At 49.7% G+C, this 17,550-nt stretch carries 19 protein-coding genes, 1 tRNA gene and 1 other RNA gene; 17 read left to right on the forward strand and 4 right to left on the reverse strand.

Features of this window, described 5'->3' with window-relative positions; all coding sequences use genetic code 11:
* Nucleotides 1-32 precede the first annotated feature (32 nt).
* From sfsA to H8J70_RS03735, 3 genes are all read left to right on the forward strand, one after another.
* Nucleotides 33-1,169: a DNA/RNA nuclease SfsA gene (gene sfsA / locus H8J70_RS03725; protein ID WP_186502516.1), complete on the forward strand. Its 1,137-nt coding sequence runs from the start codon at nt 33-35 to the stop codon at nt 1,167-1,169.
* 96 nt (nt 1,170-1,265) lie between these two features.
* Entirely contained in the window at nt 1,266-1,853 is a 588-nt protein-coding gene (locus H8J70_RS03730) for a hydrolase (protein WP_186502517.1), read from the forward strand.
* Between the two features lie 47 nt (nt 1,854-1,900).
* Nucleotides 1,901-2,329: an OmpH/Skp family outer membrane protein gene (locus H8J70_RS03735; RefSeq protein WP_186502518.1), complete on the forward strand. Its 429-nt coding sequence runs from the start codon at nt 1,901-1,903 to the stop codon at nt 2,327-2,329.
* Between the two features lie 63 nt (nt 2,330-2,392).
* On the opposite strand, the gene H8J70_RS03740 is transcribed toward H8J70_RS03735, so the two are convergent.
* Both H8J70_RS03740 and H8J70_RS03745 read right to left on the reverse strand, forming a co-directional pair.
* Nucleotides 2,393-3,544, reverse strand: coding sequence for an acyl-CoA dehydrogenase family protein (locus tag H8J70_RS03740; RefSeq protein WP_186502519.1), 1,152 nt, complete (start codon nt 3,542-3,544; stop codon nt 2,393-2,395).
* A 221-nt stretch (nt 3,545-3,765) separates the two neighbouring features.
* A complete protein-coding gene (locus H8J70_RS03745; RefSeq protein ID WP_186502520.1) occupies nt 3,766-4,185 on the reverse strand; it encodes a MarR family winged helix-turn-helix transcriptional regulator in 420 nt (139 codons plus the stop codon).
* A gap of 233 nt (nt 4,186-4,418) precedes the next feature.
* On the opposite strand from H8J70_RS03745, the gene H8J70_RS03750 reads away from it, so the two are divergent.
* From H8J70_RS03750 to H8J70_RS03815, 14 genes are all read left to right on the forward strand, one after another.
* Nucleotides 4,419-4,868, forward strand: a complete 450-nt coding sequence (locus H8J70_RS03750) for a GtrA family protein (protein WP_186502521.1) — start codon at nt 4,419-4,421, stop codon at nt 4,866-4,868.
* A gap of 20 nt (nt 4,869-4,888) precedes the next feature.
* Nucleotides 4,889-6,439 (forward strand): M20/M25/M40 family metallo-hydrolase, encoded by a 1,551-nt coding sequence (locus tag H8J70_RS03755; RefSeq protein WP_186502522.1) that lies wholly within the window; start codon nt 4,889-4,891, stop codon nt 6,437-6,439.
* Between the two features lie 165 nt (nt 6,440-6,604).
* On the forward strand, nt 6,605-7,723 hold the full coding sequence (locus tag H8J70_RS03760; RefSeq protein WP_186502523.1) for an OmpA family protein: 1,119 nt from the start codon (nt 6,605-6,607) through the stop codon (nt 7,721-7,723).
* A gap of 188 nt (nt 7,724-7,911) precedes the next feature.
* An RNA gene (ffs, locus tag H8J70_RS12825) (signal recognition particle sRNA small type) lies at nt 7,912-8,011 on the forward strand.
* 81 nt (nt 8,012-8,092) lie between these two features.
* A complete protein-coding gene (dnaX, locus tag H8J70_RS03770) occupies nt 8,093-10,042 on the forward strand; it encodes a DNA polymerase III subunit gamma/tau (RefSeq protein WP_186502524.1) in 1,950 nt (649 codons plus the stop codon).
* 19 nt (nt 10,043-10,061) lie between these two features.
* Nucleotides 10,062-10,382: a YbaB/EbfC family nucleoid-associated protein gene (locus H8J70_RS03775; protein ID WP_186502525.1), complete on the forward strand. Its 321-nt coding sequence runs from the start codon at nt 10,062-10,064 to the stop codon at nt 10,380-10,382.
* Complete coding sequence (gene recR / locus H8J70_RS03780; protein WP_186502526.1) at nt 10,382-10,972, forward strand: recombination mediator RecR; 591 nt, start codon at nt 10,382-10,384, stop codon at nt 10,970-10,972. Before H8J70_RS03775 ends, recR begins: the two co-directional genes overlap by 1 nt.
* A gap of 8 nt (nt 10,973-10,980) precedes the next feature.
* Nucleotides 10,981-11,226 (forward strand): pro-sigmaK processing inhibitor BofA family protein, encoded by a 246-nt coding sequence (locus H8J70_RS03785; RefSeq protein WP_186502527.1) that lies wholly within the window; start codon nt 10,981-10,983, stop codon nt 11,224-11,226.
* 82 nt (nt 11,227-11,308) lie between these two features.
* Complete coding sequence (locus H8J70_RS03790; protein WP_186502528.1) at nt 11,309-12,439, forward strand: efflux RND transporter periplasmic adaptor subunit; 1,131 nt, start codon at nt 11,309-11,311, stop codon at nt 12,437-12,439.
* A 21-nt stretch (nt 12,440-12,460) separates the two neighbouring features.
* The gene (locus H8J70_RS03795; RefSeq protein WP_186502529.1) at nt 12,461-13,225 is read left to right on the forward strand and encodes an IclR family transcriptional regulator; all 765 of its coding nucleotides are present in this window, start codon (nt 12,461-12,463) and stop codon (nt 13,223-13,225) included.
* Nucleotides 13,222-13,830 carry a DNA-3-methyladenine glycosylase gene (locus H8J70_RS03800; protein ID WP_186502530.1) on the forward strand — a complete coding sequence of 203 codons (609 nt, stop codon included), beginning with the start codon at nt 13,222-13,224 and terminating at the stop codon, nt 13,828-13,830. The genes H8J70_RS03795 and H8J70_RS03800 overlap by 4 nt, the downstream gene beginning before the upstream one ends.
* Nucleotides 13,831-13,904: 74 nt before the next feature.
* A complete protein-coding gene (locus H8J70_RS03805) occupies nt 13,905-14,792 on the forward strand; it encodes a phosphatidylglycerol lysyltransferase domain-containing protein (RefSeq protein ID WP_186502531.1) in 888 nt (295 codons plus the stop codon).
* 96 nt (nt 14,793-14,888) lie between these two features.
* Nucleotides 14,889-16,058 (forward strand): GNAT family N-acetyltransferase, encoded by a 1,170-nt coding sequence (locus H8J70_RS03810; RefSeq protein ID WP_186502532.1) that lies wholly within the window; start codon nt 14,889-14,891, stop codon nt 16,056-16,058.
* A gap of 164 nt (nt 16,059-16,222) precedes the next feature.
* Nucleotides 16,223-17,194: a metallophosphoesterase family protein gene (locus tag H8J70_RS03815; protein ID WP_186502533.1), complete on the forward strand. Its 972-nt coding sequence runs from the start codon at nt 16,223-16,225 to the stop codon at nt 17,192-17,194.
* A gap of 58 nt (nt 17,195-17,252) precedes the next feature.
* On the opposite strand, the gene H8J70_RS03820 is transcribed toward H8J70_RS03815, so the two are convergent.
* Nucleotides 17,253-17,328: transfer RNA gene (locus H8J70_RS03820), tRNA-Ala, on the reverse strand.
* Nucleotides 17,329-17,441: 113 nt separating this feature from the next.
* A complete protein-coding gene (locus H8J70_RS12830) occupies nt 17,442-17,546 on the reverse strand; it encodes an IS3 family transposase (protein ID WP_425489114.1) in 105 nt (34 codons plus the stop codon).
* Nucleotides 17,547-17,550: the final 4 nt, after the last annotated feature.

Below are 17,550 nucleotides of genomic sequence, written 5' to 3' on the forward strand. Positions count from 1 at the left end.
GGGATATCGGAACTAGAGAGGAAGAAAAGCCTATGAAAGCTATGCCGCCGTTACAAAAAGGATATTTTGTCGATCGCCCGAATCGCTTTATTGCCCATGTAGAACTGGCTGGGCAGTGTGTGACCTGCCATATGCCCAATCCCGGGCGCATGTGGGAGCTGTTATTTCCCAAGGTACCGGTGTATTTGCGGCCGGCTGCGAATAGCGCCCGCAAGACGCCCTACGATATTGTCGGTATCGAACGGGATGGTGTGCCCATTCTCCTCGATACGCAGTACAATAATGATGCCGCAGCCTGGCTGGTGTCACAGCATCTCGTGCCGGGCTGGGAGGACTGGGATCTCCTGCGGCGGGAGGTGACTGTCGGCGACAGCCGCTTTGACCTTCTCCTCAGCCGCGGCGAAGAGCTCTTTTTCGTCGAAGTGAAGTCGTGCACCCTCTTTAGCAAAGAAGGAGCTATGTTTCCCGATGCCGTAACGGAGCGGGGCAGAAAGCACGTCCTCGAACTGGCAGCGATGGCCCAAAAGGGCTGCCATACGGGCATTCTCTTTCTCGTCCATTGGAACCGGGCCCGTTGGTTCTTACCGGATTATCACACGGATCCGGCCTTTGCGGCAGCCTTTGCCGAGGCGGCGCCATTTTTGGACTGGAAGGCCTTGGCCGTCGGCTGGGATGCTTCCTTTACTAAGCCGCAGCCGGCCGGTCTTTTGACCTATCCTGAAGCGGTGTTAAAAGAAGAAAACAAAGATCGTGGCGACTATCTTTTCGTTCTCTCCCTGGCAGAAGCCTGCGATATCGTTATCGGTGCCAAGGGCAGCATGCATTTTCCTAAAGGCTATTACGTCTATGTCGGTTCGGCCAAGAAGAACCTGGCTGCCCGTCTGGCCCGGCACCAGCGCAAGCGTAAGCACCTGCACTGGCACATTGATTACCTGCGCCAGGCTGCAGCTGTCGTAGCGGCCATTCCGATCCGTACGGCAGCCGATTTGGAGCACAGCCTGGCCCAGGCCGTAGGTACTGTGGCAGACTGGCGTATAGACGGCTTTGGCTGTACCGATTGCACCTGCCCCAGTCATCTCTTTGGCTTCCGGGATAATCCCATCCATAGGCGCTCTTTTCTTCAGGTCGTAGAAGACAGCCGCATGAACCGCCTTGATGAAATGATATAGAATACAATTCTAATTTTACTATTCCTAAAGAATCTATGATATAATACTGGTTATATCCACGTAACCATTTATATTTCATGCAGGGGGTAGAGAACAATGGAAAGAAATGATGCATTAGCTTTATTACGTAAATATAATGGAGAACCGTTTCATATCATGCATGGCCTGACTGTAGAAGGTGTCATGCGCTGGTATGCCCAGGAAATGGGCTATGGCGACGAAGCTGATTTTTGGGGTCTCGTCGGCTTATTGCATGACGTAGATTTTGAAAAATATCCGGAGCAGCACTGCAAAAAGGCACCGGAGCTCTTAAAGGAAATCAATGCTTCTGATGAATTTATCCACGCCGTCGTCTGTCATGGCTATGGCATCTGTGTCGACGTAGCGCCGGAACACCAGATGGAAAAGGTCCTCTATGCAGCAGATGAACTGACCGGCCTGATTTGGGCTGCTGCTCAGATGCGTCCTTCTAAGAGCACGAAGGATATGGAAGTAAAGAGCCTGAAAAAGAAATTTAAGGATAAACGCTTTGCTGCCGGCTGTTCCCGTGACGTCATCGAAAAGGGCGCCGCTGTACTGGGCTGGGATTTAAATGAGCTCTTTGAAAAGACGATTTTAGCTATGCGCTCCTGCGAAGACCAAGTCCATGAAGAATGCCTGGCTCTCACAGGGGTTGAAAAATAAACCTGTTTTGTTATATAATGTTTACTAATAAAGGAGGATTGATTACGATGCAGATGAAGAAAAAAATAGGCACGTTAATGATGTCGGTTATGCTGGCAGCAACCGCTTTAGGTGGTGCCTTGGCCGCACCGGTAGGTACGCTCGATATGCCTCAACTGATCCAACAGCATCCGGGCTTCACGAAAGCCATGGCTTCCTGGAAGACAGATGTAACAAAAGCCCAGGAAGGCTTCCAGAACGAAATTAAGAAGGATAAGATAACGGATCAGAAACAGCAGCAGGACGTTGCTAAGAAATACGCTGATCAGCTGAACAAGCAGCGCCTCGATTTATTCCTGCCCATCGAAAAAGATATCCTCGCTAAGGCTGACGCCGTCCGCAAGGAAAAAGGTTTGGACAATGTCGTTCTGAAAGGCAGCGTCCTGATCGGCCAGTATCAGGATATTACCGCTGATGTAGCCGCAAAAATGAAATAAGAATCAAAAAAGTTCCACGCATGAAACAGTTCATACGTGGAACTTTTTATGTATAGAGAGCGTTTATTTTTTATGGGCAAAGAGATTACTGGAAATGACCAGTTTTTGAATTTCATTGGTCCCTTCGTAAATTTGTGTGATTTTGGCATCGCGCATCATGCGTTCTACGTGGTATTCTTGCATATAACCGTTACCGCCCAGCATTTGTACACATTCCGTCGTTATTTTCATAGCTGTATCGGAACAGGTCAATTTGGCAATGGCTGCTGCTGTTGTAAAAGGTTTTCCTTCTTCTTTTAAGGTAGCTGCTTTATAGAGGACCAGTCTTGCCTTTTCCAGATCGGCATATAGCTCGGCCATTTTGAAGGCCAAATACTGCTGTTTAACCAAAGGTTTACCGAACTGTTCCCGTTTTTGCAGGTAGTCCGCGGCGATGGCAAAGGCACCTTCGGCAATACCCAGGGCCTGGGCCGCTACGCCAATGCGGCCGCCGTCCAAGGTGACCATGGCTAACTTAAAGCCTTCTCCCGGTTTAGCAATCATGTGCTCCGGTGACACGCGGACATTATTCAATACCATCTCCGCTACCTGGGCAGAACGGATCCCCATTTTATGGGCTTTAGGCCCTACATAAAATCCTTCCATTCCTTTTTCCACGACGAAGGCACACATACTTTTTGTACCGATAGAAGGATCTGTCAGAGCATAGATCACCGTGTAGTCAGCAATGGGGCCATTGGTATTAAAAATTTTGGTACCGTTCAGGATGTAGCTGTCTCCATCCTTGGTTGCCAGCATTTTTTGGCCCGCTGCGTCCGAGCCGGCAGAAGGTTCTGTCAGGCCGAAGGAACCAATAGCCTGGCCGCTGGCAATGGGAGCGAGAAAGCGTTTCTTTTGTTCTGCCGTAGCTTGGGAATACATGACGCTGCCACCATATAAAGAGGTATTGACAGAATAGGCGATACCAAAAGCGGCGTCTACCTTTGATACTTCTTCTACAGCCAGGATATACGGTAAATAGCCCATACCGGACCCGCCGAATTCAGTGGGATAGCAAAGACCGAACATGCCCATTTTCCCGAATTCTTTAAATGCGTCCAAGGGAAATTCTTGTTTTTCATCCCGTTCGGCAACACCCGGTGCCAAGTGAGCTGCCGTAAATTTACGTACCTGATCGACAAGCTGTTGTTGTTCTGTTGTTAACGAGAAATTCATAAAAACACCTCCTGCTATATAGGGAAAAATCTATTATTATTTTTAATTAAAATAATTCGTATTAAGAACTATTTCTTAAACAAAGAATATCATGTTCAGGAGGATACGTCAATGATCTGCGAAAATGGGTATAGGCAGAGAGAATGCATGCTATAGCTGCAACGTAGAGAAAAGAAAACCGGCCCTGTACACGATTGTACAGGGCCGGAGCCATACGATAGTCAGCCTTTTTGGTCACACATACGATTGAGAAGGCCTATGAGCTCGTCCTTTTCTTGCGGTGAAAAGATGCTTAAAACCTGATCATTCAGCTGATCGATCAGGGCTTGTACCGGTTCCTTGAGGGACAGGCCTTCCTTTGTCGCTTTGACACTGATGCTGCGGCGGTTAGTAGGATTGAGTACGCGGTCGATAAGGCCCCGTTTTTCCATCCTGTCGAGGACGCCGGAAATGGTAGAATTCTCGACGCGTAAAATCGTCGCGATTTCCTTTGGCGTCAACGATTCTTCCTGCCAAAGGCAGGCCAATACGCCATACTGTCCCGGCGTAATGCCAAACTGGGACAGGTTTTCCGAAAATATGAGAAATACCTCGTGCTGTGCTACCGTCAGCAGGTAATTGATACATTTTGTATATTCCATGAGATTGCTCCCTTTGTTAATGTTTGATTTTTGATATAAATCAGTTTTAGTTTACCATAAGATATTCATCAATGCTATGATAAATCTCACGATTTATGGCCGTATCGGCAGAAATTTGCCAGACTGTCTGACTATCTTTGGATTGTATAGCGCCCATAGATGACGTATAATTAAAGAAATATCATCTCTTCATCGCCTGTGATGGGGGAAAATACAAAGGATATACATCAGTAATGAAAAAAAAGCAAATATTTGGCTTTGACTATACCAATAATGAATATATGAAAATCTTCATGTACCTTCTGGTCGGTGGCAGCGCGGCTTTGTTGGAATGGGGATTGTTTTATCTCTTTTTTAGCTGCCTTACGGCGTACAGTGTATTTTCACTGCAAACGCAAAATGTTCTGGCTGCGACGACTATGGCCTTTGCCGTTTCTACGTTGTACCACTATCTCTTGTGCAATGTCTTTGTTTTCGACAGCGGCAGCCGCTATGACCGGGGCGCAGAGGTATCCCTCGTATTTTTGGTCAGTGCCATCGGTCTGGGCTGGAACTTACTTCTCATGTGGATTTTTACGTCACCGTCTATTTTAGGCCTGCCGCCTATGCTGGCAAAAATCATGGCCAGTGCGATTGTTACGGTGTGGAATTATTTATCACGTAAAAAATGGATTTTTAAATAATTTGAAAAGGGGTTGGGGATATGGAAAGAAACCAGCGAGTACTAGAACTGTTGCGGGAAATGATTGCCATTGATAGTGAAACCAATACGGAAAAAGAAGTGGATATGGAAAAATATCTGCAAAAAAAATTACTGGCCATGGGTGACAGCGTACAGGTCAGCCTGATCCGGGTCACGAATGATCCGGCCGGACGCTCCGTAGTCTGCGGCTTTATTCCAGGCAAAAAGAAAGATACGGTCATTTTTCTGAATCATCATGACGCCGTCAATACAGAGGCCTATGGTATCTTGCGGGATGATGCATTCTCCCCGGACCGGCTCTTGGCAGAATTGATCAAGTTTGAAAAGGACGAAGTCGTCCTTTCTGATCTGACCAGCGGAGAATGGCTCGTTGGCCGTGGTGCCTGTGATATGAAGGGCGGTGCCGCAGCGCAGCTCGCCGTATTTGAAGAATATGCCGCCCAGGGTGGTGGCGATGTAGGTCTTTTATTTGTCTCCCTGCCTGATGAAGAATCGTACTCTTCCGGTATGCGCACAGCCGTACCGATGTTAAAGGAACTGCGCGATACGTACGGCCTTAGTTATCGCGTTCTCATCAATAGTGAACCGAACGAAAAGAAAAACGGAAAAATCGTCGCCTTTACAGGGTCTGTCGGCAAATTATTGCCTGTCGTCCTCGTACAGGGAAAATCCGTACACGTAGGCAATTACCGTCAGGGCATCAATCCCTTGGGGATCGTATCCCGGATTATTGCAGCGACAGAAGGGGATGCTTCCCTGGCCGACCGCTGCGGCGAAGAAATGACGCCGCCGCCGGCGTGGATTTACTTGCGCGACCGCAAGCAGCATTATGATGTATCCCTGCCTCAGCGCGTAGCCGCTTGTGCCAATTTCATGACCTATACGAAGACGCCGGAAGATGTCATGTATATTTTGCGCAATGTAGCCCAAGAAGCTGTAGCTGAAGCCTTGCAGCATGTCGATGACGGCCTTTCTATGGAAGTCATCAGCAGCGCCGAATTGCTCAACCGGGCCGCAGCCTATCCCGGCTTTGACGTGTTCTACGAAAACGTCAAAAATAACAGCTTCATCCGTCTCCAGGAAGGGGAAACGACGTATGCCCAGGAAACGATCCGCATGATCGAAGCAATCCTCGATTTTACGGGCATGACTGATCCCCTGACGATTATTTCCTTTGCACCGCCGTACTATCCAGCCGCCGACAGCCACATGCTTCACGACGAAAAATTCTCCGGTCTCTGCCAGGCCATTAAAGAAGTGACGGATATCCGTTACGATCACTATTTTAATGGCGTTTCTGACTGCAGCTATTGCTGTGTGGATCCCAATCTCGATGAATCTCTCTTAGAACATAACCTGCCCTTGTGGGGCAAATCCTATGGCTTTGATTTCAATGCCATGGCAGAAATGCAGATTCCCTTCCTGCTCCTCGGACCGTGGGGCCGTGATCTGCACGAACGGACAGAACGGGTCAATATTGAAAGTGTTTCCGTCAAGCTGCCGGCCGTCTTAGAACGGGTACTTATGTATGTAAAGAATACAGCAGAATAGATAGTTGACACTTTGTAATATTGATTGTTTGTAACTAAACTGTAACAATTCTGTAACAATGATATGCTATACTTTTTGCGTATAAAGGTCCACAATAACGAACCTTTTATAAAGTTATTGTGTAGTTTTTATGAATTTATTTATAACAGAAAGCGTGGGGGTATCATGATGAAAAAGAAAGTATTCGCTTTAGTAGCAGCAGCTGCATGTGTTTCATCATTTGCTTTTGCAACACCGCAGACACAGTTTGAACAGGGCCAGTGGCAATTGGACCTGGGTGCCTGGAATCCGAAGGCTGAAGTAGACAGCGGCGACATTTATGGTACCGGTGGCGACGTAAGCACCGATACAAAATGGAATTTCCAGGGCGGTCTCGGCTATGCATTCACAAACAGATTGGCTTTGCAGTATAACTACTACGGTCTGAAAACCGATGGCAGCAATGAAACTGCCGGTATCGGCACCGATGGTGACGAACACGAAGTCAACCTCGTATATTCCCTGAACAAAAACTTCGCTGTATACGCTGGTTGGAACCGCATTAAAAACGATCTCGACGGTGCCAACTGGAGCGATACGAACAACGTTGCCCAGATCGGCTTGATCGCTAAAGCACCGCTGGCTAAAAACCTCGATTTCTATGCAAAAGGTGCTGTCGGCACGAAGAGCACGGCTCTTTGGGAAGCAGGCCTTGGCTACACCATTGGCGATAACTGGGATATCAGTGCCGGCTACCGGTATTTGAACACGAAACTGGCTGATGGCGGCGACGTTATCGATGGCGTTAAATTACATGACGACACGAACATCACGTACAAAGGCTTCATTGCCGGCGTATCCTATCGTTTCGGTGGCGGCCACAAAGAAGCTCCGGCTCCGGAACCTGTATACACACCAGCTCCGGAACCCGCACCGGTTGTTGAAACACCGGCTCCGGCTCCGAGAAACGACTACTATTTCGAAAGCATCCACTTCGGCTTTGATGAAGATCAGCCGTTGCCGTCGGAACAGCAGAAACTGGAAAACTTCGTTGCTACAGCAAAAGCTAACCCGACAGATACATTCAAACTCGTTGGTAATACAGACTCCAAGGGCACGAATGCATACAACGAAGGCTTGTCTCAGCGCCGCGTAGACAACGTAGCTGCATACGCTGAAAGCAAGGGCGTACCGGCTTCGCAGATGAAACTGGAATACAAGGGCGATACCGATCCGGTTGCTACGAACGCTACAGCAGCTGGCCGTGCTGACAACCGTCGTGTTGATATTTGGCAGAATAAATAAGCTTCGGCTTAGATCAAAAAAACTGTTGCATGCCTGGTGCATGCAGCAGTTTTTTTACACATTAAATGACATATGTGGATTACGTATAGATCGTTTTCAATTTTACAATGTAAAATTGCTTGCTATTTTACCATTTATGGGCTATAATTACATAGCTAACATAATAAAAGTATTGGTGCGTGACAATCCGTTGGGACTTATGCAATGGAAACCTATGAACCTCGTCAGGTCCGAAAGGAAGCAGCGATAAGTAGTCATTTTCATGTGCCATGAGGCAACCTGACGGGTTGTCATACACGAGTACTTTTCAGTTGGTAAAAGCAGCTAGCCCGTTAGCTGCTTTTTTTAATAGTTTGGAAAGGGATAGTCATGGCATATATTGCGTTATATCGTAAATGGCGGCCGAAGACCTTTGAAGATGTAGTCGGTCAGGGCCACATTACGAAGACTTTGCAGAAAGCTATAGATACGGATAAGGTAGCCCATGCGTACCTCTTTTCCGGACCGCGTGGCACTGGCAAAACCAGTACGGCTAAGATTTTTGCCCGGGCCATGAACTGTGTCCACGGACCGACCTCCCATCCTTGTAACGAGTGCGAAGCCTGTTTGCACATTATGAACGGCGAATCACTGGATGTAGTGGAAATTGATGCGGCTTCCAACCGTAGTATTGAAGACATACGCAGCTTACGGGAAACGATTAAATTTATGCCGGCAGAAGGCAAAAAGAGAGTCTACATCATCGATGAAGTACACATGCTGACGACAGAAGCCTTTAATGCTCTCTTAAAGACCTTAGAAGAACCGCCGGCCCACGTCATTTTTATTTTGGCGACGACAGAACCGGAAAAGATACCTATGACGATTCTTTCCCGTTGCCAGCGCTACGAATTCCGGCGTATTACCAGCCAGGATATTGCCGAACGGCTCCTCTATGTAGCCAAACAGGAACAGATCGACCTGACAGTAGGGGCGGCCCATATTTTGGCCGTCCAGGCCGATGGCGGTATGCGCGATGCCCTAAGTATGCTTGATCAATGCGTCAGTAATGCTGACGGGACTATTGATGAAACGCTTGTCCGCAACCTGCTGGGCCTCGTAGGCCGGGATTGGATTTTTTCTCTGGCCGATGCCGTTTTCCATAATAAAGGCGATGTGATCGTCAAATCTGTCGATGATATCGTACGTTTTGGCAAGGAACCGCGCGTTATCCTGACCGAATTGCTGACTCATTTACGGGCCCTCATGCTGTATCAGGCCGCACCGGCGTCCGATACGCTGGCGGCCTATGCCGATTCGCGGGACGAACTGGCCAAACAGGCCGACAGCGTTTCGAAAGAGCAGGTATTTCATATCCTGGGAATTCTTCAGGAAGCCCTGGTCACGGCAAAGAATTCACCTGTTCCACGGGTGGCCGTCGAAATGGGGCTGCTTAGGGCGAGTGAACCCGTCGTTTCCCCTGCGGCTGCTACAGGCAGCAGCGAGATGCTGCCCGTGCTGCAGGCTCTGACCGACCGCGTAACCCGCTTAGAACAGGCACTGGCAAAAGGCCTGCCCGTGCAGGCTTCGAAGGCAGGTACGGAGCAGGAAGAAATTCCCCTGCCGGAGGATGAATTTTACCAGCCTGTGGAACCTCTCTATGACCCCTTTGATGATGCCGGCCTCGTAGCCGCACCGGCAGAGACGCCGCACCGGCAGGCACCGGCAAAACCCAAGGCAGCACCAAAGGACGTGGCAGCAGCACCGCCGGCAACAACCGAGGTTACACAACCGGTCAAAACGGCTCCCGCACCGGAGGCTATGCCTGCCGGGAGTGCAGCAGGCGGCCAGACTGTTCCGCCGGGCCAATACATGGCTATCTGGAAACAGGTTTGCCAGATTTTACAAAAAGAAAAGCAGTTACAGGTTCTTTCCTGTGTCCGCCTGGGACATGTCGTCTATATCGGTGCGACAGAGGTCATCATTTCCCTCAAATCGGCCTTCATGGTCAAGCGGGCCAACCGGGAAGACTATTACAAGTTTGTCGACCAGGCTTTGGCCCAGGTAATTGGCCGGGGCTACCATATGCAGGCGTATCAGGAAAATGATCCTGCACTGGCAGACTTTGAAAAAAAAAACACTAAAACCACGTTGATGAGTTCTCCTGCGCCATCTATAGCTGAACCTATGGCGCCGGCAGTGAACGCAGCAGCTCCTGAAGAAGAGGCTGAGTCCTTACAGGCTGTTACGCTGCAGGATATTCCGGAGCAGGAACGAGAAGTTCTGGAACCATTGCTGAAAACACTGGGAGACTGTCATATATATGTAGAAAACAAATAGAAAACAGGAGGACAAGAAAATGTTTGGTGGAAATATGCAAGGTATGATGAAGAAAGTACAGAAAATGCAGAAGGATATGAAGAAGCTGCAGGATGAATTAAAACAGCGTACGGTAGAAGTGACCGTCGGCGGCGGTGCCCTGACGATTATCATGAATGGCGAAAAGAATGTAGAAAGCGTCAAAATCAACGATAAAAATGTCATCGATCCGGAAGATACGGAAATGCTCGAAGACCTCATTGTAGCCGGCGTCAATGAAGCCAACAAGAAAGTAGACGACATGATGGCTGCTGAAATGAGCAAGATTACAGGCGGCATGAAGCTGCCGGGCATGTTCTAATGGATACGCCACTCGATCGCCTGACGGAACAGTTCCGCCGTTTGCCGGGCATAGGCATCAAGACGGCAAGAAAGCTGGCGTACCATATAGTGCAGCAGCCGCAGGATAAGGTAGATGCCTTTATTACGGCTATCCGTGAGGCAAAAGAACAAATGCATTTTTGTTCCATTTGTTTTAATTTATCGGCCCAGGACCCTTGCCCGATTTGCAGCGACTCCCGCCGTGATCATACGACCATTTGTGTCGTAGAAACGCCGCAGGATGTACTGGCTATTGAACGCAGTGGCGATTACCATGGCCTCTATCATGTCCTGCACGGTGCCTTATCGCCGTTAGATGGCGTAGGCGTCGATGACCTGCGCATTAAAGAGTTACTGCAGCGGCTGCAAAATACAGAGGTACAGGAAGTCATCCTGGCAACGGATCCCGATGTGGAAGGCGAAGCGACGGCTCTCTATCTGGCCAGACTGCTGAAAACAGCCGGTATCCGCGTGACCCGTATTGCCCGTGGCCTGCCTATGGGCGGTGATATTGAATATGCCGATGAAGCTACCTTGGCAGGTGCTGTGGCCAACCGGCAGGAAATGTGAGGTGCCTTTTGGACCTATATGGTGTGGGCATTGGTATTATCATACTGGTGCTGCTTCATAAACTGATTTTAGCGCCCTTGCGGCGTCTCCTTGGCAACGTGATCGTCGGCCTGATTGTCCTCTACGGGATCAATCATTTCGGCTATCTGCTGGGCTTGTCACCTGTACCGATTACGCTCGTCACGGGCCTGTTGATCGGGATTTTTGGCTTGCCTGCCGTTGCCGTATTGACCTTGTTTTACACATTTTTTTGAGGAGCCGGCTGTCCTGCTCCCTATGGCGTGATATATAGGAATAAAAGTGCAGATTCTTTTATTCCGAAAGAAGGTAATAGTTGTGAACGTAAAGAAATGGGCCGCTTTGGTCTGTACTGCTGTCTTTGCCATGAGTCTGCTTGCAGGCTGCGGTAACAGTGTTTCTACGAAGACCCAAAGCGTGACGAAGTCCAATCATCCTGTAGCCCTGACACTGGATGCGAATATTACGGCCCTGCATATGACAAATATCGTGCCGAAGTTATCGGGTAAGCTGGTTTCTACGCCTCTTACGGTAGGCCAGGAAGTAAAGGCTGGCCAAGCCGTCGTGCAGGTGGATTCCACGCCGTACCAGCAGAGCGTCAGCGATGCAGAAGCCCAATTAGTAGCAGCCTCTTCGGCCGCGGCGGCAGCGCCGGCGTATACGGCTCCGGCCAGCAGTGGCGGCGGTGATAGTGCCCAGCGTGCAAAGCTGGATGTTTGGTACAATATGGGGGCTATTTCCAAGGTGGAATATAACCAGATGATGGCCCGCACGGCAGCGCCTGCTGCGCCGGCACAAGCGGCAGCTCCGGCTGTCGATACGGAAAAGATTGCCCAGCTCCAGCAGGCTGTACAGACAGCCCGGGAAATGCTGAGCAATGCTACGATTTATTCACCTATTGATGGCCGCGTAACGGCCGTAGCCGACAACCCGTCCGTCGCTGTAGCAGGCAACGTCCTGGCTACGATTCAGCAGATGACTCCGCTCGTCGCTACCTTTGCCGTACCGGAAGATTATATAGAAGCCCTGAAAAGTTCCAAGAACAGTGGTACAATCAAGGTATCCATTATTGCGCCGTCCGGTGAATCGGAAGCCGGTGAGCTGACGTACCTGGCTGACGTAAAGGATCCGGCGACCAATTCGTATATGGCTAAGATTACCTTTAACAACGATAAAAACCTGTTTATGCCGGGAGAATTTTATCATGTCCGCCTTTCTACACCACAGGAGGTTTCGCAGATCACGGTACCTAAGACAGCCATCCGCACGAAGGACAGTGGTGACTTTGTCTACATCGTCAATGATCAGGGCCTGGCAGACGCCCGTTCTGTCCTGACTGGCGATGAAGAAGCGGGGCAGGTCGTCATTTTGAACGGCCTCAATGAAGGCGATAAGGTCGTCGTAGATCCGCCGGATTCTCTGGAAATTGGCATGAAAGTAAATTCGTAGCCATAGGAAGGAGGGTATTTCGTGAGAACAGAAGATACAGGGAAAAAAGGCAGGGAAAACAGCCTGCTCAAGTCTTTGGAAAAAAGTCTGGATGTGCTGGATATTTTCGTCGAATGCAATACAGGCCTGACGCTGAAAGAAATTGCGGAGAAGACAGATCTCAATACGTCTACGGCGTTCCGCATCGTCAACACGCTGGAACGGCGGCAGTATCTGACCCGCAATGAGGCCTCCAAGCAATACCGCCTGGGTCCTAAAGCGCTGGCTTTGGGCTATTCGTCCCATTGGACGGAAAATGTCGTTACCCTGGCTAAGCCCTACTTGCGCCGTCTCCAGCAAATCTTTAATGAAACGGCCAGTATTTATGTAGCTGAAGGAGATAACCGTATCTGTCTGGATCATGTAGAAAGCACCCATTCCTTGCGCCGCGTGATTCCCATGGGCGAATCCCTGCCTATATATAAAGGTGCTGCCGGCAAGGTATTGCTGGCCTGGGCTAATAAGGCAGAACGCAAGCGGATTATCGTCCAATATGGGAACCTGTCAGAAAGTGAATTTGCCACGATCAGGCATAATGGCTATGCCATTACGCAGGACGAAAGCGAACATGGCCTTTTTGCCCTGTCCGTACCTATTTTTAACTTTGAAGAACAGGTCGTGGCGTCCCTGACCATTGCCGGTCCGAGTATGCGTTTTTACGACTCTATCCGGCAAAAAATGCTCTTTACCATGAGCCAGTATGCCTATGAAATTTCCTATTCCTTAGGCTACCGGAAGGAATCATGATTGGTGAAAGATGGCCACGCGAAGCCTATGAGGTACATGCTGTCAGCCTGGCCAAGAAGCTGTTAGGCTCGTATCTGGTCCACGTTACTGCCGGCACCACCTATGCAGGCCGCATCGTAGAGACAGAGGCGTACGGCGGCACGTACCGCCGGCAGCCTGACGACGGGGCACACAGCTTCCATGGCTGTACGAAACGGACGGAGCCCATGTTCCGGGCTGGCGGCTGCAGCTATGTCTATCTTATTTATGGTATGTACTATTGTGTTAACGTCGTAGCCGGTCCGGCCGGCAGCGGCGAGGCCGTACTCATCAGGGCTGTCGAACCGGTTCTGGGAGTCAGGGCCATGCTGGCCAATCGAAAGGCCGCTAAGGCCAGTGTGAATCTGACCAATGGCCCGGGCAAGCTGTGCCAGGCCATGGCGATTACGAAAGAGCAAAATATGCTCGATCTTTGCGGTGCTGAGCTGTATATTGCTGCGCCTGCACGAAAAACGCGTCTGACGATACTGCGTTCACCGCGTATTCATATTGATTATGCCGAAAAGGGAAAGTTTTTTCCCTGGCGGTTTTATATAAAAGATAACCCGTACGTATCCCGCAGGTAAGTATATAGGGAAAGTACCGGCTGTCTTCATTTTGGGGGAGGGCGATTATTATTATCGAATTCAAGGAATTCCGATTGGAAGATAAAGCAATACTGGATGATTATTTTCACCAAAAGCGGTACGAACAGGCAGATGCTACGTTTATGACACTCTTTGCCTGGCAGTACCCCTACGAAATACAGTGGGCCGAAGAAGACAATGTCCTCTATATCCGTTCCGGCCGTGGCAAGAAGCAGTTCTGGCTGCCGCCTTTTACGAAAAAGGATGCCGACTTCGTCAAGGGCATTGCCCGTATGCACGAATGGTTTGACGCCCGGGGTTATCAGTTCCTCATGAAGGGCGTTGTACCGGAAGCGGCGAAACGGATCCATGATTTATGCCCGGACTGTTATGACATTACACCGGACCGGGATAATTACGAATACGTCTACCTGACGCAGGACCTCATAAACCTTTCCGGCAAGAAGTTCCGCCAGAAAAAGAATAACCTCAATCATTTCCGCAACCAGTATATCGGTAACTGGGAATACGTGCCTATTACGGAAAAAATCTTCGGCGAATGCCTGGATGCAGAAAAAACGTGGTACGACCAGCATGATACGGATGGCGAAGGTGATGAAGAACTGCTGGGAGAACGCCATGCCATTGAAACGGTATTCAATAATTGGGATGCTTTGCAGGCTGTCGGCGGTGCTATCCGCATGTACAATAAGATCGTAGCCTTTTCCATTGGGGAAATGCTCAATGACGATACGGCGATCATTCACTTTGAAAAGAGTGATCCTACCATCCGCGGTCTCTATCAGATCATTAACCACGAGTTCGTCGTCCACGCCTGGAGCCATACGACGTACATCAATCGTGAAGAAGATATGGGGATTCCCGGCCTGCGTCATTCGAAAGAATCGTACAATCCGCACCATTATGTAGAAAAATTTGATGTCACACTGCGTCAAAAATAAAAGACAGCGTCTCCCGGGCACGGCCGGGCTGCCGGCACTATGCCAGGCGTCGGCCGTACCTGTGGAGACTTTTTTTCTAGGAAAGGGGTTTTTTCTATGGAATTTCGTTTAGCCTCTGCAGAGGACCGGGAATTAGTAGAAAGCTTATGGGCCTATTGTTTCGAACCGCGGGAACATCCCTTTTTTCAATGGTATTTCAAGAAATTCTACCGGCCGGAAAATGTGCTCTTAGGCTTCCAGAACGGACAAATGGCCTGCCTGACCCATTTGAATCCCTACACGCTCTGCCTGCGGGGACGGGAAATCAAGACCTCCTATATCGTCGGCCTGGCTACGCATCCTGCAGCGCGGCGCGGTGGTGTCGGCGGTAAACTCCTGAAAGCCGCTCTCAGCGAAATGAAACGGCGTGGCCATTACATCAACATTCTCATGCCTTCCAAAGCCGGTTTTTACCAGCCCTATGGCTATGAGCTCTATTGTCATCAATGGAAGGAAACCCTGCCCTTGGACGCCTTGCGTCCCCTGACGGACAGGAGCCTTCATTATGGCTTTTTGACGAGTCCCGACCAGTGGCAATGTCTGGCCCCAGTATACGAAGCCTATACGCGTCATCTTTCGGGCTATGCCGTGCGTGACGAAGCGAGCTGGCGGTCCCATATGGAAGCCCAGCTGGCTGAAGGGAATATTGCTGTCTGCTTTGACGGCGACCGTCCTGTAGGCTATCTCTTTTACCAGCTTGGCGAACCGACCATCGTCAGTGGTGAGTTCGTATACGCTACGGCAAAGGGGAAGAAGGGTCTTTTGAATTACATCTACAATCACCGTTCCCAAGGCGATACGTTCCAATGGAATGAAGGCTTGCACGATCAGTCCTACCGCTTTTATCCGGACGGGAAAGAGGGCCATGAAACGATGCCCTTTATGACAGGCCGCATTGTCGATGTCAAGGGTGCCTTGGAAGAACTGCCCTATCCGAAAGACGTAAGCGGCAATCTCGTCTTTTCTGTTACGGATCCCCTGGCTGAATGGAATACGGGTACATGGCGCCTGAGTGTTTGGCACGGTGAAGGCAGCGTTGAAAAGATGCCGCCTGAAACGGCAGCGGCAGTTACCCTGCCTATCGGTACGCTGGCGCTCCTCTCCTTTGGTACGCTGGCTGTACAGGACCTGGTATTCCAGGAAAAATTGAGCGGGTCTGATGCAGGACTTGAGCTTGTGGAAGCCCTCTTCCCGCAGACGAAATGCTACATTAATGAATGGTATTAAAAAAAACGTGGTCAGCATAGGGGTACAGGCTCCTTGCTGCCACGTTTTTTTACTTTACAAAGATTTTTCCCTCTATTAGAAATGTTCATATATTTGTCCGCTATGCTGTAGATAGAGAACAAGTCAGTGTTGCCGGGTCACCGGATGGGTCAGGAGGGATACATATGGCAAGATCAGGATGGTTTAAGAAATTGCAGTCTGTATTAGGAATCGCACCGTCATTTTCTGCTGTCAGGAGTAAACGTGCGGGCCGTGCGTACCGGCGTATCGTTGTCCTCAGCGATATTCACTATCCCAGCAAGACCTGTATTTCCGGCGCACCGTACATGAATAAAATGGCAACGAAAGAAAATGCACTGCACGATATTTCCCATTGGCGCGATGTCGATTTGTCTGTTTTTACAGGCGATATGGTGCAGCGCGATGGCAGTCAGGCCGAATATGCAACGGTGAAAGCCTTTGTCCGGGGCCTGCGCTGCCGTAAAGCCTTTATCGCCGGCAACCATGAGCTGTTATACAGTAAGGACGGTGCCGGTCATTTTACGACGGCTGGCCTCTTCGACCGGATTCTCCATATGAAGCGGTATACGCGGACCTTTGGCCCCCTCTATTATATGCGCCGTCTCTACGGCTATGTCCTCATCTTCCTGTCGCCGGATGTGACGACCGGCCAGGCGGCAGTTGAATTATCACAGCAGCAGCTTCACTGGCTGCAGCAGGTCCTCACAGAGAACAGGGACGCGCCGACGATTATTTTCTGTCATGCACCGCTTGCGGGCACGGCCTTGCCTGATGCGGCAGGTGTGTCACGGCCAGGTGAACGGGATGTAGCCCAGCCGGCTCAGGCACTGGCAGATATTTTGCGGCACCAGCCACAAGTGCGTCTTTGGGTTTCCGGGCATACCCATACGCGGCCGGGCGATCCTGATTTTATGAATCCTGTCAATTATTTCGATGGACGCATCCTCAACGTTTACAATGGCGACTGGGATGATAACGAAGCCATTTATACGAATTCCCTCTATTTGTTTGCCGACCGCATTGTCATCCGGACCTACAGCCACAAGGATCATTGCTGGCTGCCTCAATTTGACCGGGTCGTTACGGCAGTCTTGCGCAAACGGCTGGCTGCCTGATCGGATTCCGTACGACAACAAAAAAAATCCTCTTGCCTATAGCAAGAGGATTTTTTCATGGTGGAGATGAAGAGGATTGAACTCTCGACCTTACGGATGCGAACCGCACGCTCTCCCAGCTGAGCTACATCCCCATGAACGGTACTATACCTATCCTAAAACTTTTATGATCATTGTGCAAGAGGAAAGATGAAAAAAAGTAGAATTTCTTTATACTTATTTATCTTTCCTTTAAGTGTGGCAGTTTTTATGCTGCCACGTAATAGTTATTGTGCTTTTCCATCGGGGTTACTACACCCAGTTTTCTCTGTAAACGCTTAGTATTGTAATAGCCAATGTAATCTTCAATCATTGCA

The sequence above is a fragment of the Megasphaera hominis genome (assembly GCF_014269395.1).
Lineage (GTDB): Bacteria > Bacillota > Negativicutes > Veillonellales > Megasphaeraceae > Megasphaera > Megasphaera hominis.